This window comes from Patescibacteria group bacterium (assembly GCA_018897295.1).
GTDB lineage: Bacteria > Patescibacteriota > Minisyncoccia > RBG-13-40-8-A > RBG-13-40-8-A > JAHILA01.
In genome coordinates, this window is record JAHILA010000002.1 from 1 (window position 1) to 21,322 (window position 21,322).

Below are 21,322 nucleotides of genomic sequence, written 5' to 3' on the forward strand. Positions count from 1 at the left end.
AATAAAACTGACGCGAGAAAAAGAGAATTAGAAATAAAAGCAAGCGGACAACAAAAAGAAATTTTATTTAAAAGACTGGAAAATTCTTTAGTTCAGAAATAATTTTGGCCCCATCGTCTAGTGGTTAGGACACCAGATTTTCAATCTGATAACGGGAGTTCAATTCTCCCTGGGGCTACTTTAAGGAGGTTAAATGATTAAAAAAAATCATGGCGATCATTTAAGGGGTGTTCCGCAGGAAAAGAGTGGCATTACGAATTTGCCAAGGAGACAGCCACGACAGCTCAATTTTAGGAAGCCTTTTTGCAGGTCAGGGGGCGGACCGAGAAAGATGCCGAAAAACCGGGAAGCCAAATCCTAGCCATGTTTACAAGCCAGCGGGAAACAACCCGCTGGCTTACCTTTTAAAATTCAATAAAATCTGCTAAAATGAGAATGGTTTGCGAGTGTCGTATAGTGGCCATTACGCTTGCTTCCCAAGCAAGTGACGGCGGTTCGATTCCGCTCACTCGCTTTATGTATTAAAAATGAATTATGAAAAATAAAGAAAATTCTATAGAAAAAATTGAAGGGAATATCATAATACCGGACTGCGGAAGATTAGAGCAAATTAAGGAGAAAATCAAACAAGGTGGCGTTGATAAAATTCATGCGTTGGTTGATTTTGATAGAACATTAACCAAGTCGTTTGTTAAGGGGAAGGAAAGACCGTCTTTGATTTCCGTTTTACGGGATGGCAATTATTTAACTCCGGATTATGCGGAGAAAGCTCATGCATTATTTGATAAATATCATTCAATGGAAATTGACATTAATTTATCAATTGAAGAAAAAAAGAAAGCAATGCGCGAATGGTGGATCAATCATTTTAAATTATTAATAGAAAGCGGGCTTAATAAGAAAGACTTAGAAAGAGTTGTTGATTCAGAAGGCGTTGAATTTAGGGAAGGAGCGTTGGAGTTTATAGACCGATTAAATAAAGCAAAAATACCTTTGGTTATTATGTCTTCAAGCGGTTTGGGAGGGGATAATATTGCTATGTTTTTAAAAAAACAAAATCGATTATATGACAATATACACATAATTTCTAATACATATATTTGGGATAAAAACGGCAATGCCATCGGTGTAAAAGAACCGATTGTCCATAATTTTAATAAGGACGAGACCTCAATTAAAAATTTTCCAGCTTTTGAGATTGTGAAAGATAGAAAAAATGTTTTGTTATTGGGCGATAGTTTGGGGGACGTTGGGATGATAGAAGGATTTGATTATGATAATTTGCTTAAAATAGGATTTTTGAATGAAAAAATTGATGAAAGTTTGGAGAAATACAAAGAAAATTTTGATGTTGTGATTTTAAATGATTCGGATATGGATTATGTGAATGATTTATTAAAAAATATTGCCATCTTAGCTCAGCGGTAGACCTGCCCGCCATCGCCTAAGCCCATGTAGCTCAATTGGTAGAGCAACGGTATCGTAAACCGTAGGTTGTCGGTTCAACTCCGACCGTGGGCTCAGGCGTAGGCAGGCGGGGCAACTCTTTCGTAAAGCGTGGGTCGTGAGTTCAAATCTCACCCTCGGCTTTTAAAATTTTTTGCGTTTTATTTTTTTTGATGTATAATTATAAACAATATGGAGATTTCTGAAAAAATCAAAGATTTGAAAACTAAAACCCGTCAAATGGCGGACTGTCTTTGATTTAGTTAACAAGAAAAATAAAATAATTGAATTGGAAATTTTAACACAAGAAAAAGATTTTTGGGCAGATAACAAAAAAGCAGCAGAAACAAGCAAGGAATTAGCAGAATTAATGGAAGAAGTTGATACTTGGGAAAAATTAGAAAAAGATTTAGATAAAATCAAAGACGCATCAGAATTATCCGCGTGGGAAGAGCGTTTTAAAAAAGAAGAAATCAAAGCGCTTTTTTCCGGACCGTACGATAAAAAGCATGCAGTAATTTCAATTTATTCTGGCGCTGGCGGAACCGAGGCGCAGGATTGGGCAAATATGCTTTTAAGGATGTATATTAAATACTCTGAAAGCCATAATTTCAAAAGCAAATTAATAGACATAAGCCATGGCCAGGGAACAGGGATTAAAAGCGCGGTTTTGGAAATCAGCGGCCAATATGCTTTTGGACATTTAAAAGGAGAAAACGGCGTGCATCGTTTAGTCAGGTTGTCGCCGTTTAATGCGAATAATTTGCGTCAAACTTCATTCGCCCTGATTGAAGTTTTGCCGGAAGTGGGCGAGGATATACAGAAAGAGATTGAAATAAAACCAGATGAATTAAAAATGGACACATTTCGTTCTTCTGGCCCAGGTGGTCAAAACGTGAATATGCGTTCTACTGCAGTGCGATTGACGCATTTGCCGACTAAACTCGTTGTTGCCTGCCAAAGTGAAAGAAGTCAGGCACAGAACAAAGAAAAAGCAATGGAGGTTCTTTATGCAAAAATTTATCAGAAAAGATTGCAAGAACAAGAAAAAGAAAAAAAAGACTTGCGTGGAATAATACCCTCAGCTGAATGGGGAAATCAGATCCGTTCTTATGTGCTTCATCCTTATAAAATGGTTAAAGACCACAGGACAGAAGTAGAGAGCCCAAATCCTGATGAGGTTCTAGATGGGAATTTGGATAATTTTATAGAAGCAGAGTTAAAAATGACTAAATATGATTGAATTTAAAAATGTTTCAAAATTTTATGATGATTGCGCAGCATTGGATAAAGTGACTTTCGGCATTAAACCGAAAGAGTTTGTTTGTATTGTCGGCCGTTCGGGCGCTGGCAAGACAACGCTTTTAAAGCTTTTATTAAAAGAAGAAGAACCGAGCGAAGGGGAGATTGTTGTTGATGGCAGAGATGTAGGAGATTTAAAAAAACATGATATCCCGCTTTACAGAAGAAAAATCGGAGCAATATTCCAGGATTTTAAATTATTGCCCAATAAGAACGCTTATGAGAATATTGCCTTTGCGATGGAAGCAGCAGGCAGGACTGAACAGGAAATTGCAGTTGATGTTCCTCAAATTTTAAACCTCGTTGAATTAAGCGACAAAGCCAATAATTTTCCTGCCCAACTTTCTGGCGGAGAGAAGCAAAGAGTGGCAATTGGCAGAGCACTGGTTCATAAGCCGGATATTTTGATGGCCGACGAGCCTACTGGTAATCTTGACCCCTTGCACACATGGGATATAATTAGATTATTATGCAGAATCAACGAATTAGGTACAACCGTGATTCTGGCTACTCATGACCGGGAAATAATCAATGCTTTAAGTAAGAGAGTAATAAGTTTTGACCGCGGCCATTTAATTCGTGACGAAGAAAACGGCCGATACATCGTATGATGGAAGCATTTAGAAGAATAGTTAAATGGGGATTAAAGAATTTCTGGCGCAATGGCTGGCTTTCTACAGCTACAGTCAGCATTATGATTTTGACGCTTTTAGTAATCACGGTTTTACTGATGGTTAATGTGGTAGCCAACGCTGTTTTGGAAAATTTGGAAAATAAAATCGATATCAGTGTTTATTTTAAACTACAAACCCCGGAAGAGGATATTTTAGCGGCAAAAACCCAGCTGGAAAAATTAGTTGAAGTGGAAAGAATAGATTATACTTCGCAAAACCAGGCATTGTTGAATTTTAGGGAAAAACACAAAGACAATCCCGTTCTACTGCAAAGCTTGGATGAATTAGAAACCAATCCCTTGGAAGCAAGTTTGAATATAAAGGCCAAGGAGACTAGCCAGTATGTGAGTATTAATCAATTTTTGGAAAGCGTGCACTACAAGGATATTATTGATAAAGTGAATTACATGCAGAATAAGGGAGTCATAGAAAAATTAAGCAAAATTATTACTGATGTAAAAACCGTTGGCCTGACAGTGAGTTTGTTATTGGCAGTAATCGTGTTTTTGGTAACCTTTAATGCTATCCGTCTGGCAATTTACAGTTCTAGAGAAGAAATCAATGTCATGAAATTGGTGGGCGCGAGCAATTGGTTTATCAGGGGACCGTTTATTGTTGAGGGCTTGATGTATGGAGTACTTGCCACGATTATAACTGTAATTTTTTTGTATCCAGCATTCTATTTTGCTTCGTCAAAGCTTTCTGGCTTCCTGCCTATTGACGACTTATTCTCATATTTTAAGACAAATCTGTTTTCTTTGTTTTTTCTCCTTTTGGGAGTAGGCCTAGTTTTAGGTGTATTCAGCAGTTTTATTGCTGTAAGGAAATATTTGAAAGATTAAAAACGATTTTCAATAAAAAAATACCCCCGCATTGCGGGGGTATTTTAAATACTTATATAGATTTATTCTGAGCGCTCGTTTGAACGCTCAAAATAATTATGGATGACTTTATTGAATTTTGCTGAGACGAATATACCGCTGATAATGCCAAACGCATTAAATATCATGTCCAGAGTAGTATCTTTAGCGATATATTGCCCGTAATAACCGCGCATTTGCGTTCCAAAAAGAGTATCCGCAAGAAATTCGAATATTTCCCAGACAATTCCTCCCATAAATATCAGAGTTGCTCCCAAAACAACTGATTTTTTAAAACTCCATCCATACCACTGCGAACCAAAACAACAGATAACAACCGTATAAATAAAAGGAATGAAAAAATGGATGAGCTTATCGTATTCAAAGCCGGCTCCAGAAAGACGGAAAAGGCCCAGTCCGCCAAGGCCACTTAGTCCTAAGCCGATGATTAAACTTACTTCAAGGAGGTTTAATAATTGCTGCTTTTTGGGGTCGCCTTTTGCCTTATAAATCAGGCGCGGCAGAATAATGAGAAAAGCCGAGACAAAAGCCGCCATGGCCATAAATTTCGGATTATAAAAATCAGGAAACCATGTCCGGTCTCCAAAAAAAAGAACCAGTCCGTTCAATGTGAAAATACTGGCAGTAATTTCGCTGTATCTTTTTTTTGTTTTGCGTGGCTCGCTTTCCATTTATTTTCGGAGTTAAATAATTGATTTTATACTTTGAATTGCATCTTGAATATTCTGAGGAACCTTGACGCTCGCGATATCGCCTTTTTTTGAATATTCATCAAACCTGTCAAACTCTTCTAAAATTCTCCTCGTGTGCTGTAAATATTCTTCCAGTGGAATATCGGGGCCACTGCTATAAATTTTAATGCTAGGAAACTGTTTCTCAAATGTTGCACGAGAACGTCTAAGAAGAGGCGGTATGGCAACAACAATAAGCGATTTAGGACGAAAATTATTATCGTGGCAAGCTTTTATGCCAAATAAAACATTTTCAAGCGAATTCGTTGAAAGTTTTTCTAAAATTAACGAGCTTTTTGGTACGCCATCGCTTTCTATTAAAGAAGCATAATGACTTGCTTCGCTTTCGAAATTAGGAATATCCTTACGTCCCTTGCCAGTTAAAATAATCATCTTTGCCTTTTTTGATTTATAGAGATGCGTTGCATGCTTAGCAACCCTTGGATCTGTATGCCCAAATACAAAAATAGCGTCTACTTTTGGAAGTTTTTCTTCTGGCGTTCGGTCTATTAGAAAATCCAAAACCTTTTTAAAAGAAGTTTTAATTTGTTTCATAAAAATAAAGGTATCCTAAGCTCAGTGCTGCCGAGAGTTTATTCGAACTAGTCCTAAAATTTGATTCTAATTCTTGATGGGTATAAAAGGTATTTCTATTTTACTTCTTTTAATAAATCGATAACAGAGTTTATTATTTTCACTTTAGGATGGAAGAAAAAGATATTTGTGTGTAAATGTTTTCCAACCACAAAAATCTTTTTATTTTCTGCCAAGGCAATACCAAATTCAGTATGCATGCCCGTTCCTGCTCTGTCGGTTATTAAAACAAAAACATCACACTTTCTTATTCCAGTTAAAGCTAACTTAGCAATTTTCCTCGATTGAGCAGGATTTTTCTCACAGGATTCAGGCATTATTTGTTTAGTCCAATCAAAAGTTATAGAATGGCCAGATTGTTTTAGTTTTTGAGACAATTTTCTGACTAAGCTCACTCTTTTTATTCTTGAAGATATATAGAATTTCATTGATTAGTTTTATTTCTTAAAAAGGTATAGATCTCGGACGCCCAAGACCCATCGTAAAAATAGCTTCAAAATCAGCTCTCCGGTCTTACTCGATAGCGCGCTGGATCAAGCAAATAATTTCTTAGTTGTTTTTTTAAATATTTTCGACCTGAGCCACTTTTAAGAAATTTTTCTCGACCGACGGCATCTCTTTTGTCTAAATATGCTTCATAATAAATTAAATGCCAGTTTTTCTTTATACGCGTTGTTCTTCCGCCCGAACCAGTTTGATGTTCTTGAATTCTTCGTTTTAAATCCGAAGTTGAACCAATATACCAACTTTTATCACCAAGATTTTCTAAAAGATAGGCATAATACATAAATATTGTGTCCCCGTAAAACTCACTTCGTTCGTCACGGGGCTCACTCAAAGCGGCTTGCCACGAGGTGGCGAAGCCACTTTTCGTGGCTGCGGGACTTGGATTCGAACCAAGATACCATGCTTCAGAGGCATGTGTCCTACCATTAGACGATCCCGCAATGTTAATTCGCTATAATTTTCTTAAATTCATTACCCCCTTTCAATTTTTTGAGATAATTTTCTCTTTTTCTTGCCTCGCCTCTCATATCAAAACACTCTTTCTTTATTAATATAAATGGCGTTCTTGATTTTGTAGATTTTACTAAACCGTTATTGTGTTTTTTTATTCTGGCGCTTAAATCTTCCGTTTGTCCTATATAATAACCAGAATCTTTGAAACTTTTTAAAATATAAACAAAATACATAAATATGTCCTATCCCGCCATAGCGGGACCCCGCTCGCGGCGGGGCCATTAGACGATCCCGCAATCTTTTCTCAATCATAACAATTTGCTATAATAAAATCAAGAAAATTAAAGGTCAGAATTGGGGTAATTAAATAACAATTTATCGGCAGTTTGGCGAAAAAAATAAAATTTTAGAAATATGGACGAGTGCATATTTTGTAAAATTGTAAAAGGAGAAATCCCGTCATTTAAGATATGGGAAAATGACAAGATTTTTTGTTTTCTTGATATTAATCCTTTGGCCAAAGGCCACGCATTAATAATTCCCAAAGAACACTATAAAAATATTTTTGATATTCCCAGCGAAGATTTAAAAGAAATAATTTTCTTTGCCAAAAATTTATCAGTAAAAATGAAAGAAGTTTTGGGAGCAGAAGGCGTTAATCTGATGAATGCCAGCGGAGAAAGCGCAGAGCAGAGTGTATTCCATTTCCATTTGCACGTTATTCCGAGATATAAAGCTGATGGCTTGGAAATGAATAAATGGTGGCAGTCCAAGGTTTCAAAAGTGGATTTTGAAGAACTAAAACAATTAGTGGAAAAACTTAAAAATAATAATTAACTTGCCCTGCCAAGGCGGAGTTAAAAGTAAAATTAAAAACATATGAAAGGATTTCATACAAATATTGGTAATGACGTCAAAAATAATGAAAATTTCCGAAAAGTGCTCTATACGGGAAAGCATAGTCAGTTAGTGCTAATGACTTTAAAGCCGAATGAAGAAATTGGCATGGAGACTCATCATGACAATGATCAGTTTTTTAGATTTGAAGAAGGTGATGGGAAGGCAATTATCGATGGTAATGAATATATTTTAACCGTTGAAGACGTTATTGTTGTCCCGGCGGGCGCAGAACATAATATCATCAATACCTCCGGTTCAGCGCCATTAAAACTGTATACAGTTTATTCCCCGGCGCACCATAAAGATGGTGTTATGCGCGCAACTAAGGCAGAGGCAGAGGCTGATTCGCCGGAATTTGACGGCAAGACGACAGAATAATTGGAGTGGATTTGCCAGATTAATTTTTGCGTGGTATAGTAAATTGAGCTAAAAACGTAAAAGAATTACGCTTGATGCGTGATTCTTTTGTTTAAGAAAAATTATGGAGATTAGAAATATTGCCATTATTGCCCATGTTGATCACGGAAAAACTACCCTTACTAATGCTTTAATGCACCAAACGGGGATGGCCGATGAAAATGTAAACATGGATTCAAATGCATTAGAGTTGGAAAGAGGAATTACGATTTATTCGAAAAATACCTCGGTTTTTTATAATGGCACAAAAATAAATATTGTAGATACTCCTGGTCATGCCGATTTCAGTTCGGAAGTAGAGCGTATTTTAATGTCAATTGATAGTGTCTTGCTTTTGGTTGATGCTCAAGAAGGACCAATGCCACAAACGAAATTTGTTTTAAGAAAGTCGTTAGAATTAGGATTGAAGCCGATTGTGGTAATTAATAAAATTGATAAATTTGCAGCTAGGCCAGAAGAGGTGCACGAAATGGTGTATGAGTTGTTTTTAGATTTAGGCGCAAACGATGAACAATTAAATTTTAAAACTGTTTATGCCTCATCAAGAGAAGGGATTGCAAAACTACACTTAAACGATAAATCAGAAAATTTAAATCCATTATTGGACACAATTTTAAAAAATGTTTATCCTGCTTCAAACTCGGAAATGGAGGAAAAACAATTGACAGCCCAACCATTTAATTTGGCTTATGACAATTTTTTGGGGCGCTGTGCAATTTCCAGGGTCTATTCTGGAAAAATAAAATATAATCAAGAAATAATTATTAAGAGTTTAGACAAAAAACCAAGAAAATTTAAAGTTATAAAGCTTTTTACATTTAACGGACTAAATCGGCAAGAAGTAAACGAAGTAGTAACTGGAGATATTGTGATGATTGCTGGGCTTACAGATATCGAAATAGGAGAAACAATTACTGAAAATATAAATCAAGAACTACTTCCCGCAATTAAAATTGACGAACCGACAATTTCTTTAAATTTTTTAGTAAACAATTCTCCCTTTGCTGGGAAAGAAGGAAAATTTGTGACTAGCCGACAAATTAAAGAACGACTCAAAAAAGAATTAGAGGTAAATATGGGGCTGAAGATTGATTTTTCGCACGCACATTATTATAATGTTTTTGGACGTGGCGAACTACATGTCGCAATTCTACTTGAAAATTTAAGGCGCGAAGGTTATGAACTTCAAGTTTCCAAGCCACAGGCAATTATTAGAGAAGAAAATGGCAAGAAATTAGAACCGTTTGAAGAAGTGTCAATTGATATTCCGGAAAATTTTTTCGGGATAGTAATCGAAAAGTTATCAAAAAGAAAAGGTCAACTAATAGACGTCAAAACTAAAAGTGGGCAAATTAGATTAACGTTCAAAATTCCCACACGCGGACTTTTGGGATATCGCAGTGAATTTGTTATTGATACAAAAGGAACGGGAATTTTATGCACTCATTTTTTGGGTTTTTGTGTTTATGTCGGAGATATTACCAGAAAAGAAATTGGCTCAATGATATCAATGATTACAGGGAAAGCAGCGGGGTTCGCTTTGTGGAACCTACAAGAGCGTGGAGTAATATATATTGGACACGGTGAAGATGTTTACGAGGGAATGATTGTTGGTAATACGCCAACTGGCCATGATATGGAAGTTAATCCAGCCAAAGAAAAACAATTAACAAATATGCGCGCTTCTGGTTCGGACGAGGCAATTTGTTTAATTCCGCCATGGGAAATAACACTTGAAAGGGGATTGAGTATTATTAATGATGATGAATATATGGAAGTAACTCCAAAAAGTATTCGCTTGCGAAAACAGCTTTTAACGGAAAACGAGAGAAAGAAAGCAAAAAGATAAAAAATTTGCTAAAATTAAGATATGGCTATTGACGACATAGAAAGAGAAATTAAAAAACATGCCGATCCAAAGAGGGCCAAAAGCTCTCTTTGGTTTTTTAAGACCAGGAAAGGCGAATACGGAGAAGGGGATGTATTTTTGGGTATAAATAATCCAACAGCGAGAAAAATCGCCAAAGAATTCAGTTCTTTGGCGATTAATGATTTATCCAAAGTCATAAAAAGCAAATTTCATGAGGAGAGGTTGATTGCCCTACTGATTTTGGTATCAAAATTCCAAAAGACTGACGAAGAAAACAGGAGAAAAATTTATAATTTCTATTTGAAGCATACTCAATATATTAATAATTGGGATTTAGTGGATTTGTCAGCGTATAAAATCGTCGGCGCGTATCTGGAAGACAAGGATAAAAAAATACTTTATGAATTAGCCAAATCTAAAAGTATCTGGAAAAGAAGAATCGCCATACTTTCAACTTTTCATTATATTGGGCATGGCAACTCACGAGAAGCACTGAAGATTGCGGAAATTTTACTTAACGATAAGCATGATTTAATTCATAAAGCGGTTGGTTGGATGTTGAGGGAAATCGGTAAGTGCTGCGGAGAAGAAATCGAGGAGAAATTTTTGAGGAAATATTATAAAATTATGCCGAGAACAATGTTGCGTTATGCGATTGAGAGATTTGGCGAGAAAAAAAGAAAGTTTTATTTAAATTGACTAATATAATTGATTTGTGCTACGCTTATAATTAAGTGAAAAGGTCGTTAATAAATAATTAAAAAAGTTTCTATTCGCAATTTGAATTAAAATATTCGTTAAGTTTATTTTAGAATAAATTGTTCGTAAAATTACATTGTAATGTTTAGAAAAAGAGACGATTCTCCAAGGCCAAAGGTTCAGGGAAACTGGAAATGTTCCAAGTGTGGAACAGAAATTACCGAGTTGCCATTTACGCCTTCTGGCGACCTTCCAATCTTTTGCGCAACGTGCCATAGAGAAAGGATGGACCAGAGAGGAGGAGGCAGCGGAAGAGGTAATTTCGAAAGAAAAAGAGTTCAGGGAAACTGGAAATGTTCCAAGTGTGGAGCTGGTATTACAGAACTTCCATTTGAACCCAGAGAAGGACAGGAAATTCTTTGCAGAGATTGCTATCGCAGCCAAAAGGGCTATTAAAATCTTGTAATAAAAAACCCCGTCCGCCGGCTGGCGGACGGGGTTTTTTAGTTTTAATTATGTTATAATGAGAATATATGAAAAAGAAAATTATAATTTTGGGAATCGCGATTATCGTAATTCTAGCAGTTGTTTATTTGCTAAAAACAGAGACCATGAAAGTAGGAGTTTATTTTAATAATAGCAGAATGGATCCTGAAGTTTCCTGCAACAAAGTTTTTCCGGTTGAAAGGATGGTTCCAAAAACACAGGCGATTGCCAGGGTGGCTATAGAAGAATTATTAAAAGGACCGACAGAAACAGAAAAATCCCAAGATTTTTTCACCAGTATTAATTCCGGAGTGAAAATCCAGGGATTGGTTATTGAAGAAGGCGTGGCGAAAATTGATTTTGACGAACAAATAGAATTTCAAGTAGGAGGTTCTTGTAAAGTATCGGCAATACGCAGCCAGATTATTGAAACATTAAAACAATTCTCAACAGTTGAAAGCGTGATTATCTCGGTTAATGGAAGAACAGAAGATATTTTGCAGCCGTAAGGTTTTAATTTTCAATGACAAAAATATCAGTGACAACAAAATCAGTGCCGTTCTTTAAACTATCGTAAATATTTATTTTTGAAGAGATGTTTATATTGTCTCCGACTTTCAGGTCGCTTAATTGAAGCGATACTTCTTCGGGATAAATTTGTTCTGTATTGTCTTTGATTTCTGTCGGGAATATTAGTTTGGTTATTTTTGTCTGGTCGTCAATTGTTATCTCTATTGTTGTTTTTACCAGCTCTTGAGTTAAGTCAACTAAAGGAATTAGGGCTGTAAGCGTCAAGGTTTTGTCTTTGATTTTTTTAATTTCTCCCGGGAAGCCGTAAATTTCTTTGGCGATATCAAGGTTTTCTATTTTGTTGTCGCTGATTCTCGGCTGGTCGTTAAGCATTAGAACGAGCGCCGTGACAAGAAGAATAATCACCACGACAATTATTATCAAAAGAGGTATTTTTATCTTTCCCATATATTTAAAATATTAATTATTATCCTTATTAATTATACCACAATTTAGAAAAATAAAACAATTATTATGAAAGTAGAGCTATTGAAATACAAATCATATCTGAAAATGATAAAGAACTCTGTCGGAACAAAGATGTTCAGGAATCTTTATTTGGAAAAAGACGGAAAAGAAATTGACGCAACAAAGAACGGCAACCTTTCCTGTGCGTTCTTCGTTTCTAATGTTTTATTGATGTGGGGAATGATTTCCGAAGGCCATGCCATAGTGGAAAGAACCACAGAAGATATGAAAAAAAACGGCTGGCAGGAAATTGCCAAGAGCAAAATTAAACCTGGAGACGTGATTGTCTGGGAAAAACAAATAACCCCAAATGGCAAGCTTCATTTGCATAATGGTTTTTATATTGGCGATAAAAAAGCCATAAGTAATTATTATAAAATGAAAACACCCGTTATTCATAATTGGGATTGCAATGGCAAAAGAAAAATAATTGCAGTTTATCACTATCCGAAATTTAAATGAAAAAGATTTTAAAAATAATTTTATTGGCAATTCTTGCTGTTATAATAATCCTTGCTGTATATCTATTTGTCGGTAAAGCGAAGCCAGCGGATAAAGTTGAATGGGGCGTGACTTTCAGCAAGAGATACGCGATTGATTTGGGACTGGATTGGCAGAAAACCTTTTTGGCGATTTTAGATGATTTAAAAACCAAAAGGATCAGAATTCTTGCTTACTGGGACGAAGTTGAAGCTGAAGAGGGTAAATATGATTTTAAAGATTTGGAATGGCAGCTTTTAGAAATTGAAAGGCATGGCGGAGAGGCGATTTTTACTTTGGGTAGGAGAATGCCACGCTGGCCGGAATGTTTTGAGCCAGGATGGGCGCAGAATCTTTCAAAAGAGGAAAAGCAGGAAAAAATTTTGGATTTTCTCAGCGCGACAATAAAATATTTCAAAGACAGGCCGAGCATTAAAATCTGGCAAATAGAAAATGAACCGTTTTTGGGAACTTTTGGCGAGTGTCCAAAATTGGACAAAAAATTTTTAAATAAAGAAATTGCTCTGGCCAAATATCTGGATTACCGCAAACCAATAATGATAACCGAAAGCGGAGAATTCAGCACTTGGATCGGCGGAGCGAGGCGCGCAGATATTCTCGGCACTTCTATTTACAGAAAAGTTCATGGTAAGCTGGGCTATGTAACCTACCCGATTCCGCCAGTTTTTTACCAAAGAAAAGTAAATTTAATAAAACTTCTATTTGATTTGGAGGAAGTAATTGCGATTGAAGTTCAAGCAGAGCCCTGGGGACATAAACCGACACAGGATATGACAAATGAGGAACAAGATATTTCCATGAGCATTGAAAAGTTTAATGATATTTTGGAATATATCCACAAGGCAGGATTTAATAAAGCGTATTTATGGGGCGTGGAATGGTGGTATTGGCGCAAGGCAAATGGCGATGATAGATTCTGGAATCGCGCTAAAGAATTGTTTTAAAAATTATGCATATAGGTATCGACATCGGCGGAACAAATATTAAAGGAATTTTACTTGACAACAGAAAAGTAGTCAAAAAAGTTAGAATTCCTACAAAATCCAAAACCAATCTCAAAATTATTCTCGGTCAGATTTTTAAATGTATTGAAAAATTAATCTCCCAAAATAAAAACATAAAAGGGATTGGAATAGGAGTTGCCGGGCCAATTGATGTTAAAAATCAAAAAATATTAAACCCGCCAAATGTGACTGGTCTGAAAAATCTGGAACTCGGGAAAATAATTGAGAAGAAATTTAAAATCAGAACCATTATTGATAATGATGTTCATTGTTTGGTTTTGGCAGAAGCGATTTTTGGGGCGGGAAAGAATAGAAACCTGGTTGTCGGTTTGGGACTGGGAACAGGAGTAGGCGGAGGGATTGTGATAAATAAGGAAATTATCTATGGCAAAACCGGCACTGCCGGAGAATTTGGTCATATGACTATTGATAAACATGGCAGAAAATGCAGTTGTGGGAATAAAGGATGTCTGGAAGCGTATTTAAGCGAGTCAGGAATCAGAAAAACCGCTTTTGAAATTTTGGGCAGGAGAATAGATACAATTACTTTATATAATATGGCAAGAAAGGGGGATTCAAAAGCAATCGAGGTCTGGAAAACTACTGGCGAATATTTGGGTTTAGGATTGGCAAATATTGTTGATACTTTAAATCCCGATATTATTGTAATTGGCGGAGGAATTGCCAATGCCGGAGAGCTTTTGCTAAATTCAGCTAAATCCGAAATGAGAAAGAATGTTCTGTCGCCGAAAGCCGGGAAAACGCAAGTCATTCTGGCTAAACTCGGCGAATGGGCGGGCGCAATTGGCGCAGGACTATTATTGGATAAATAAAAAAATGGAAGAACAAACAAGAAAATTTAATCCTTATATCATAATCATTGTAATTCTGCTCATTGCTGTGGCAATTTTGGCATACAAACAATGGGGCGGAAAAGGTACAGATATTGAAGTTTTCAAAGATGATATCCAAATAGGCAGGGATGATGCGCCAGTGACGATTATTGAGTATTACAGCTATTTGTGCGGGTATTGCAAACAATTTGAAGACAGCGTAAAGCCGAAAATAATAGAAAATTATATTACCACAGGTAAAGCAAGATTGATTTTGCGTTCATTTCCGCCGTATGAACTAAGCCAGGCGATTTTATGCGCCAATGACCAAGAAAAGTTTCTGGAATACCATAATTATCTTTTTGCAAATAACGATAAAATTAAAAGTATCGATGACTTGAAAATTTTTGCCAAAACTATCGGACTTGATGAAACAGAATTCAATCAATGCATGGATTCCGAAAAATATAAATCAAAAGCAGAAGAATGGTATGCGCAGGGAAGTAATGACTTTATAAAAGCCAATATTCCGAAAGACAGGCAGGGCACGCCAGCGTTCTTTATTAACGGCGAGCCGGCTATCGGTTCTATGCCTTATGAAGATTTTGCGAAAATAATTGAAAGCAAACTGAAATAATCATGCCCCGATACTGAATTTTCGACTGGTCCGATGTACATCGGACCAAATAATTACTGGGGCAACTAAAGAACTAAATATTTTATAATAAATTAAATTTCTAGATATAGGCTATTTAATGTGTCGAAAATCTAGTACGGGGTATGGATAAAAAAGAAGCCAGAGAAAGGATAGAAAAATTAAGAAAAGAGATTTGGAAGCATAACTATAAATATCACGTTTTGGACCAGTCGGATATTTCTGATGCGGCTTTTGATGCTCTGAAAAACGAACTGGAAGGGCTAGAATATAAATTTCCGGATTTAATTACCACGGATTCACCAACGCAGAGAGTAAGTGGCAAGCCATTGGATAAATTTCAGAAATTCCATCATTCGGTTCCCATGCTTTCTTTTAATGATGCTTTCAGCAAACAGGAAATGCTTGATTGGCAGAATAGAAACGAAAAAATAGTTAAAAATTACGATAAAGGCGGTTATTATTGCGAATTAAAAATCGATGGCCTGGCAATTGAACTGGTTTATAAAAACGGTATCTTAAAAACAGGCGCAACGCGCGGAGACGGGGTGGTTGGCGAGAATGTTACGCAGAATCTAAGAACAATAGCCAGTATTCCTTTAAAATTATTTGGAAAATTCCCAAAACAATTAATCGTGCGCGGAGAAGTTTATTTAGAGACCAAGGAATTTAAAAGAATCAACAAAGAACTGGAGAAAAAAAGGGAAAAAACTTATGCCAATCCAAGGAATCTGGCAGCTGGTTCAATTAGGCAACTGGATCCGAAAATTACTGCCAGCAGGCGTCTTGATTCTTTTGCTTATGCGCTGATAACCGATTTAGGGCAGAAAAAACACGAGGACGAACATAAAATTTTAAGAGAATTAGGATTTAAAATAAATTTATATAATAAATTCTGTAAAGATTTAAATGAAGTGGAAAAACTCAGAATTTATTGGGAAAAGAAAAGAGGCAAGCTCGATTATGAAATTGACGGAATTGTAGTGGTTGCCAGCGATAATTTTGCATTCAAAAAACTCGGAGCCATTGGCAAGGCGCCAAGAGGGGCAATTGCCTATAAATTTTCCGCTAAAGAAGCAACCACGATTATTAAAGATGTTATCTGGCAAATTGGGAGAACAGGAGTTTTGACGCCGGTTGCAGTATTAAAGCCAGTCCAGATCGGCGGAGCAACAATAACCCATGCCACGCTGCATAATTTTGACGAAATCAAAAGATTGGAAGTAAAAATTGGCGATACAGTAATTGTGGGCAGAGCCGGAGATGTAATTCCGGATATTGTAAAGCCGTTAAAGGACATGAGAATTGGCAAGGAAAAAGAGATTAAAGTTCCGCATTTCTGTCCGGCATGCAATTCGAAAGTTGTAAAAATCGGCGAAGAAGTGGCTTATAAATGTTCGGATAAAAATTGTGGAGCTGTTTTAAGAGAAAGAATTTATCATTTTGTTTCCAGAAAGGCCTTTGATATTGTGGGAGTCGGACCGAAAATTGTAGACAGATTTCTTGACGAAGGGCTAATTAAGGATGCAGGGGATTTATTTTTCTTGGAAGAGGAAGATATGAAGCATTTGGAGAGATTTGCCGAAAAGTCCGCTTCAAATATTATTAAATCAATCCAATCCAGAAAAGAAATAAAATTAGAAAGATTTTTGTTCGGCCTGGGAATTCCGCAGGTTGGGGAAGAAACAGCGATTGATTTGGCGAGGCATTACAACGAATTGGGAAAAATAAAAGATTCTTCTTTAGAAGAATTGCAAAGACTTCAGGATATTGGACCGAAAGTTGCCGAATCAATTTATAATTGGTTTAAAGAGAAAAAAAGCTTGGAATTTTTGCACAAACTGAAGAAAGCTGGTATAAAGATAATAAGCCCGCCTCGCATCGACGAGCTACGCGAGTCGAGACGGGCCCGAAAACTGAAAGGTAAAATGTTTGTTCTAACTGGAGAATTGGAAAATATGACGCGTGAGGAGGCCAAAGAAAAAATCCGTGCATTGGGCGGAGATATATCTAGTTCTGTTTCAAAAAACACTGACTTTGTGGTTATTGGTTTTGAACCAGGTTCAAAATTTGATAAAGCGAAAAAATTGGGCGTAAAAATAATCAGTGAAAAAGAATTCGCAAAATTAATATGATTAAGGAGCAGGCCCCGAAAATATCTACGGGGCAAGTGGAACATATTGCCAAATTGGCAAGGATTGAACTGACAGAAAAAGAAAAAGGGAAATTTTCAAATGAACTTTCCTCGATTTTGAATTATGTTGATAAATTAAATAAAGTTGATACAAAAAATATTAAGCCAATCCAGCAAATAACCGGATTGGAAAGCATAACCAGAAATGACGAAGCAGAAAAGAGAAATTCTGAAACGCGGAATAAAATTTTAGAACAAGCTCCGGACAAAAAAGATAATTATTTTAAAGTCCCAAAAATCTTGGAATGATTGATTTATCTAAATTGACAATAGAATCTGCCCACAAAGAGATGATAAAAAAAGAATTTACCTGTACTGAATTAATTCGGGCTTGTTTGGATAAAATTAAAAAAGAAAACAAGGAAATAAATAATTTTTTGGAAATTACGGAAAAATTGGCATTGGAACAAGCGCAAAAAGCTGATGATAAAATCGAAAGGGGAGAAAAAATAGAAGGATTAGAAGGTATTCCGATTGCAGTTAAAGATAATATTCTGGTTGAAGATTACAAATGCACAGCTGGGTCGAAAATTCTGGAAAATTATCAAGCTCCTTATGACGCAACAGTTGTCAAAAAACTGAAAGACGCTGGCGCGATAATTATCGGCAAAACAAATCTTGATGAATTTGCCATGGGTTCTTCAACCGAGAATTCTGCATTCGGTGTGGTAAAAAATCCTTTGGACAAGACCCGTGTGCCAGGAGGTTCTTCTGGCGGCTCTGCTGCAGCTGTGGCAGCTGGCCATTGCTTAGGAGCTCTTGGCTCGGATACAGGCGGTTCAGTGCGCCAGCCAGCAAGTTTTTGCGGAATAGTCGGATTCAAGCCGAGCTATGGCAGGGTCTCAAGATACGGGTTAATTGCTATGGCTTCTTCTTTGGACCAAATTGGAACATTCGGGAAAACAACTGCGGACGCAAAATTAATTTTTGATGTTATTAAAGGCAAAGACAAATTTGACTCTACAACAATAGAAATAGATCCTCGGACAAAATCCAAGAATCTATGCATCGGTGTGCCGAAAGAATATTTTGGACAGGGGATTGATAAACAAATAAAGGAAAAAATCCAAAAAGCCATAAAAAGTTTTGAAAAAATGGGAGCAAAAATTAAGGAAGTTAGTTTGCCGTCTACAGAATACGCCTTGGCAGCTTATTATATTATTATGCCGGCAGAAATAAGCGCTAATTTGGCAAGATTTGACGGAATTAAATATGGGCTGTCAGCAGGCAACCTGCCTGCCGGTAGGCAGGGAAAAACCCTATTGGAAAATTATCTAAAAACCAGAGCCGAGGGTTTTGGCGATGAACCAAGAAGAAGAATTATGCTTGGAACTTATGTATTATCAGCTGGTTATCGCGATGCTTATTACAATAAAGCGCAAAAAGTTAGGGCATTAATAAAAAAAGAATTCGATGAAGTTTTTAACGATGTTGATATTATTTTAACTCCGACCGCGCCAACCACAGCTTTTAAAATCGGAGAAAAAAAGGACCCATTATCAATGTATTTATCCGATGTTTATACAACCCCGGTTTCTTTGGCCGGATTGCCGGCAATATCAATTCCCTGCCCACCCGCAACGTCTTCGCGTAGCGATGGCGGGCAGGCGGAGCTGCCGGTCGGCTTACAAATAATTGGACCACAATTTTATGATGAATTTGTTTTCGAAATTGCCAACAATTTCGAGCACCACAATAGTTTCTAGTCAGAAGGAACTTAAATTTTTAACGCAAGCAAAAAGCGCCTGGATTGGTTTTGGAGCCAGTGTTAATGATTTTTTTCATTCTTATACATGGAGAGAAATTTTCTTTACCATTAAAGTCATTTCATTTATTTTCTCCATATTGATGCTGCTTGCGATAATTTTTGTTATTTTCAAAAAAATGACTCTGGGCGCGATAGCCAAACCAGTAGAATCCGATAAGAAGAAAAAAAAGAGTGCCAAAAAATGGGCAAAGATTGAAAAGAAATTTAAATCAGGCGTAGAAGCAAATTATAAATTGGCAATTCTGGAAGCGGATAGTTTTTACGACAAGGTTTTAAAAACCCCTGGCCGTGAAAAAGAAAAGAACTTGAGTAATGTGGATGAAATTAAAAAAGCAAAAAGAGTTAAAGCTAGAATTATAGACGATTCAGGATACGTGTTAATCGAAGAAGAAGCCAGAAATACCTTAGATGCATATAAAAAAGGATTAGAAGAATTGGGAGTGATGTAATTTGCAATTTTTAAAGAGTTATAGTATTATAGAGACACTTCCCGCTATAGCGGGATAATTATCGCGGGGTAGAGAAGTAGTATCTCGCCTGGCCCATAACCAGGAGATCGGCCGTGCAATTCGGTCCCCCGCAACATTTTAAGTTGGCGGCGTAGCTCAGCGGTTAGAGCAGGGTCTTCATAAGGCCAAGGTCAGTGGTCCGACTCCACTCGCCGCTATAGATGAATTTGAATATTTTGCAGCCGTAGCTTAGCTGGCTTAAAGCGTCGCCCTGTCACGGCGAAGATCGTGGGTTCGAATCCCATCGGCTGCGCCCGAAATACTTTTTATCGAGATACCAAGAAGCGTCAAAAATCGCCCATTCGATTTCACTCAGGGCGATTTTTTTTTATTTCATCCTGAGGTTCTCGAAGGATTTACTAAAGGGTCAAAACGTGGCCTGCCCGCCTATTTGCGCGTAGTGCTTATGGCGTGGTAATATAAAAGAGAATTATGAGAATAAAAGATATTCCCAAAAACGTGAAAATCCGTGTTTTTAAGCGGTTTTTCACGATTATATTGACAAAATAGTGAAAAGGAATATAATGGAAATATATGACAAAAATACTTAATGTTTTTAATAGTATAAATTCTCTTCGTGAGAGATATTATAAAGCGCTTGTAGGTAAGGATGCGCTTATTAAACTTATCGCTGAGACTGAAGTTGCCGAACAAGTTTATAACTCAAACGCCATTGAAAACAGCACACTTACTCTTGAAGAAACTGAAAAGATACTTCTTCAAATTGATTTAGACAGATATATTACTGAACGAGAAATTTTTGAAGCAAAAAATTTAGCACGGGTTGTGTTGTATATAGATAAAAAAGCCAAAGAACAAGAACTCAACTTTGAAGTAATTTTATTGCTTCATAAAACGTTAATTTCAAATATTCGTGATGATGTTGCGGGAAGATTTAGAAAAGATGATGAATATGTTCGTGTTGGTGGTCATATTGCTCCCAATTCAAAAGAAGTGGTGGATCGTCTTGAAAAAATGTTTGTAGAATACAATGCCACAAGCCATGAAAATATTATTAAACGCATTGCGCGTTTGCATCTTGCTTTTGAATATATACATCCATTCGTTGATGGGAATGGTCGTATTGGCAGGGTAATAAATAATTATTTACTTATACGAGAAGGGTTTGTTCCAATAAACATAAAATTTATTGATAGAAAAAAATATTATAATGCATTTAAAGAATTTGATGAGAAGGGTATAACCACTATTATGGAGGAAATAGTAGGAAAAGCGCTTACCAATAGTTATCACAAACGGTTAGCATACTTAGAAGGTAGAAAGATTATCACCTTAGTTGAATATGCAAAAATTAATAAGCTTTCACACTCAAATCTTATAAATAAAGCCACTCGACAAACCATTGAAGCATTTTTAGAAAAGAATGTTTGGAAAATTGGTGTGGATAACTAAAATAGGCGCACAAAAATTGATAAAATAATGATATGCCTACTTTAAATTGGATTGGGAAAGAGAAAATTGTGAATCATGATAAAGATGTGCCGTTTAGGTTGATGCGGAAGAATAAAAAATAAACAATAAACAAAAAGCAACCCCGTCGGGTTGCTTTTTTTATTTTGGCCATGGTCGGTGCTGAATCGGCGCTTGCATGGTGACCCATGTGTAGGAATACGTCGTAGACATAAGTGATAGTGCAAGGGAACAATTCAGGCGGACCTGCTTTCATTATAGTTTTGAATAAATATGAATGCAAGCTTGTGTATGAGGCCACCCAATTTTGCACTTTTGAGGCATTAAAACTGGTAATTGTAATTTAGTCAGCGATAACATAAACTGTACAGGAGATAATTTATTCTGAAAAGCATAATGCACCCTATCAGTATTGTACCAAACAAGCCA

At 36.5% G+C, this 21,322-nt stretch carries 24 protein-coding genes, 7 tRNA genes and 1 pseudogene; 25 read left to right on the plus strand and 7 right to left on the minus strand.

Annotated elements, in window-relative coordinates; genetic code table 11:
* Positions 1-106 precede the first annotated feature (106 nt).
* The 7 genes and pseudogenes from KKI21_00040 (at position 107) to KKI21_00070 (ending at position 4,264) form a co-directional block, all read left to right on the plus strand.
* Positions 107-178, plus strand: a tRNA-Glu gene (locus KKI21_00040).
* A 264-nt stretch (positions 179-442) separates the two neighbouring features.
* Positions 443-514, plus strand: a tRNA-Gly gene (locus tag KKI21_00045).
* Between the two features lie 20 nt (positions 515-534).
* Complete coding sequence (locus KKI21_00050) at positions 535-1,428, plus strand: hypothetical protein (protein ID MBU4284624.1); 894 nt, start codon at positions 535-537, stop codon at positions 1,426-1,428.
* A gap of 20 nt (positions 1,429-1,448) precedes the next feature.
* Positions 1,449-1,521 (plus strand) — tRNA-Thr (locus KKI21_00055).
* Between the two features lie 117 nt (positions 1,522-1,638).
* Positions 1,639-2,689: pseudogene (prfB, locus tag KKI21_00060) on the plus strand (peptide chain release factor 2).
* Positions 2,682-3,359, plus strand: a complete 678-nt coding sequence (gene ftsE, locus KKI21_00065; GenBank protein ID MBU4284625.1) for a cell division ATP-binding protein FtsE — start codon at positions 2,682-2,684, stop codon at positions 3,357-3,359. Before prfB ends, ftsE begins: the two are co-directional and overlap by 8 nt.
* Positions 3,356-4,264 (plus strand): ABC transporter permease, encoded by a 909-nt coding sequence (locus tag KKI21_00070; GenBank protein ID MBU4284626.1) that lies wholly within the window; start codon positions 3,356-3,358, stop codon positions 4,262-4,264. The genes ftsE and KKI21_00070 overlap by 4 nt, the downstream gene beginning before the upstream one ends.
* Before the next feature lie 62 nt (positions 4,265-4,326).
* On the opposite strand, the gene KKI21_00075 is transcribed toward KKI21_00070, so the two are convergent.
* The 6 genes from KKI21_00075 to KKI21_00100 form a co-directional block, all read right to left on the minus strand.
* Complete coding sequence (locus KKI21_00075) at positions 4,327-4,974, minus strand: DUF2238 domain-containing protein (GenBank protein MBU4284627.1); 648 nt, start codon at positions 4,972-4,974, stop codon at positions 4,327-4,329.
* 12 nt (positions 4,975-4,986) lie between these two features.
* The gene (locus tag KKI21_00080) at positions 4,987-5,589 is read right to left on the minus strand and encodes a YdcF family protein (protein MBU4284628.1); all 603 of its coding nucleotides are present in this window, start codon (positions 5,587-5,589) and stop codon (positions 4,987-4,989) included.
* 95 nt (positions 5,590-5,684) lie between these two features.
* A complete protein-coding gene (locus KKI21_00085; GenBank protein ID MBU4284629.1) occupies positions 5,685-6,056 on the minus strand; it encodes a nucleoside 2-deoxyribosyltransferase in 372 nt (123 codons plus the stop codon).
* 71 nt (positions 6,057-6,127) lie between these two features.
* Positions 6,128-6,415 (minus strand): GIY-YIG nuclease family protein, encoded by a 288-nt coding sequence (locus KKI21_00090; protein ID MBU4284630.1) that lies wholly within the window; start codon positions 6,413-6,415, stop codon positions 6,128-6,130.
* A gap of 86 nt (positions 6,416-6,501) precedes the next feature.
* Positions 6,502-6,575: transfer RNA gene (locus KKI21_00095), tRNA-Gln, on the minus strand.
* 3 nt (positions 6,576-6,578) lie between these two features.
* A complete protein-coding gene (locus KKI21_00100) occupies positions 6,579-6,821 on the minus strand; it encodes a GIY-YIG nuclease family protein (protein ID MBU4284631.1) in 243 nt (80 codons plus the stop codon).
* A gap of 181 nt (positions 6,822-7,002) precedes the next feature.
* On the opposite strand from KKI21_00100, the gene KKI21_00105 reads away from it, so the two are divergent.
* The 6 genes from KKI21_00105 to KKI21_00130 all read left to right on the plus strand — a co-directional run bounded on the left by KKI21_00105 (position 7,003) and on the right by KKI21_00130 (position 11,469).
* The gene (locus tag KKI21_00105) at positions 7,003-7,425 is read left to right on the plus strand and encodes an HIT family protein (protein MBU4284632.1); all 423 of its coding nucleotides are present in this window, start codon (positions 7,003-7,005) and stop codon (positions 7,423-7,425) included.
* Between the two features lie 42 nt (positions 7,426-7,467).
* Positions 7,468-7,866: a cupin domain-containing protein gene (locus KKI21_00110; GenBank protein MBU4284633.1), complete on the plus strand. Its 399-nt coding sequence runs from the start codon at positions 7,468-7,470 to the stop codon at positions 7,864-7,866.
* A 103-nt stretch (positions 7,867-7,969) separates the two neighbouring features.
* Complete coding sequence (gene typA / locus KKI21_00115; GenBank protein ID MBU4284634.1) at positions 7,970-9,754, plus strand: translational GTPase TypA; 1,785 nt, start codon at positions 7,970-7,972, stop codon at positions 9,752-9,754.
* 21 nt (positions 9,755-9,775) lie between these two features.
* Positions 9,776-10,474: a DNA alkylation repair protein gene (locus tag KKI21_00120; protein MBU4284635.1), complete on the plus strand. Its 699-nt coding sequence runs from the start codon at positions 9,776-9,778 to the stop codon at positions 10,472-10,474.
* Positions 10,475-10,759: 285 nt separating this feature from the next.
* A complete protein-coding gene (locus tag KKI21_00125; GenBank protein MBU4284636.1) occupies positions 10,760-10,930 on the plus strand; it encodes a hypothetical protein in 171 nt (56 codons plus the stop codon).
* A 77-nt stretch (positions 10,931-11,007) separates the two neighbouring features.
* Complete coding sequence (locus KKI21_00130) at positions 11,008-11,469, plus strand: GerMN domain-containing protein (protein MBU4284637.1); 462 nt, start codon at positions 11,008-11,010, stop codon at positions 11,467-11,469.
* A 4-nt stretch (positions 11,470-11,473) separates the two neighbouring features.
* Here the strand turns inward: KKI21_00130 and KKI21_00135 are convergent, their stop codons facing one another.
* Entirely contained in the window at positions 11,474-11,938 is a 465-nt protein-coding gene (locus KKI21_00135; GenBank protein ID MBU4284638.1) for a hypothetical protein, read from the minus strand.
* Between the two features lie 66 nt (positions 11,939-12,004).
* On the opposite strand from KKI21_00135, the gene KKI21_00140 reads away from it, so the two are divergent.
* From KKI21_00140 to KKI21_00195, 12 genes are all read left to right on the plus strand, one after another.
* Positions 12,005-12,460 carry a C40 family peptidase gene (locus tag KKI21_00140; protein MBU4284639.1) on the plus strand — a complete coding sequence of 152 codons (456 nt, stop codon included), beginning with the start codon at positions 12,005-12,007 and terminating at the stop codon, positions 12,458-12,460.
* The gene (locus KKI21_00145) at positions 12,457-13,443 is read left to right on the plus strand and encodes a hypothetical protein (protein MBU4284640.1); all 987 of its coding nucleotides are present in this window, start codon (positions 12,457-12,459) and stop codon (positions 13,441-13,443) included. The genes KKI21_00140 and KKI21_00145 overlap by 4 nt, the downstream gene beginning before the upstream one ends.
* Positions 13,444-13,448: 5 nt before the next feature.
* On the plus strand, positions 13,449-14,336 hold the full coding sequence (locus KKI21_00150; protein MBU4284641.1) for an ROK family protein: 888 nt from the start codon (positions 13,449-13,451) through the stop codon (positions 14,334-14,336).
* 4 nt (positions 14,337-14,340) lie between these two features.
* On the plus strand, positions 14,341-14,973 hold the full coding sequence (locus KKI21_00155) for a DsbA family protein (protein ID MBU4284642.1): 633 nt from the start codon (positions 14,341-14,343) through the stop codon (positions 14,971-14,973).
* A 143-nt stretch (positions 14,974-15,116) separates the two neighbouring features.
* Positions 15,117-17,126, plus strand: a complete 2,010-nt coding sequence (gene ligA, locus KKI21_00160; protein ID MBU4284643.1) for an NAD-dependent DNA ligase LigA — start codon at positions 15,117-15,119, stop codon at positions 17,124-17,126.
* Entirely contained in the window at positions 17,123-17,434 is a 312-nt protein-coding gene (gene gatC / locus KKI21_00165; GenBank protein ID MBU4284644.1) for an Asp-tRNA(Asn)/Glu-tRNA(Gln) amidotransferase subunit GatC, read from the plus strand. Before ligA ends, gatC begins: the two co-directional genes overlap by 4 nt.
* Positions 17,431-18,891, plus strand: coding sequence for an Asp-tRNA(Asn)/Glu-tRNA(Gln) amidotransferase subunit GatA (gene gatA / locus KKI21_00170; protein ID MBU4284645.1), 1,461 nt, complete (start codon positions 17,431-17,433; stop codon positions 18,889-18,891). The genes gatC and gatA overlap by 4 nt, the downstream gene beginning before the upstream one ends.
* Positions 18,836-19,402, plus strand: a complete 567-nt coding sequence (locus tag KKI21_00175; GenBank protein MBU4284646.1) for a hypothetical protein — start codon at positions 18,836-18,838, stop codon at positions 19,400-19,402. Before gatA ends, KKI21_00175 begins: the two co-directional genes overlap by 56 nt.
* Positions 19,403-19,464: 62 nt before the next feature.
* Positions 19,465-19,536 (plus strand) — tRNA-Met (locus tag KKI21_00180).
* Between the two features lie 11 nt (positions 19,537-19,547).
* Positions 19,548-19,620: transfer RNA gene (locus KKI21_00185), tRNA-Met, on the plus strand.
* A gap of 20 nt (positions 19,621-19,640) precedes the next feature.
* Positions 19,641-19,715: transfer RNA gene (locus tag KKI21_00190), tRNA-Asp, on the plus strand.
* A gap of 281 nt (positions 19,716-19,996) precedes the next feature.
* Positions 19,997-20,875, plus strand: a complete 879-nt coding sequence (locus tag KKI21_00195; protein MBU4284647.1) for a Fic family protein — start codon at positions 19,997-19,999, stop codon at positions 20,873-20,875.
* The last annotated feature ends 447 nt before the right edge of the window (positions 20,876-21,322 follow it).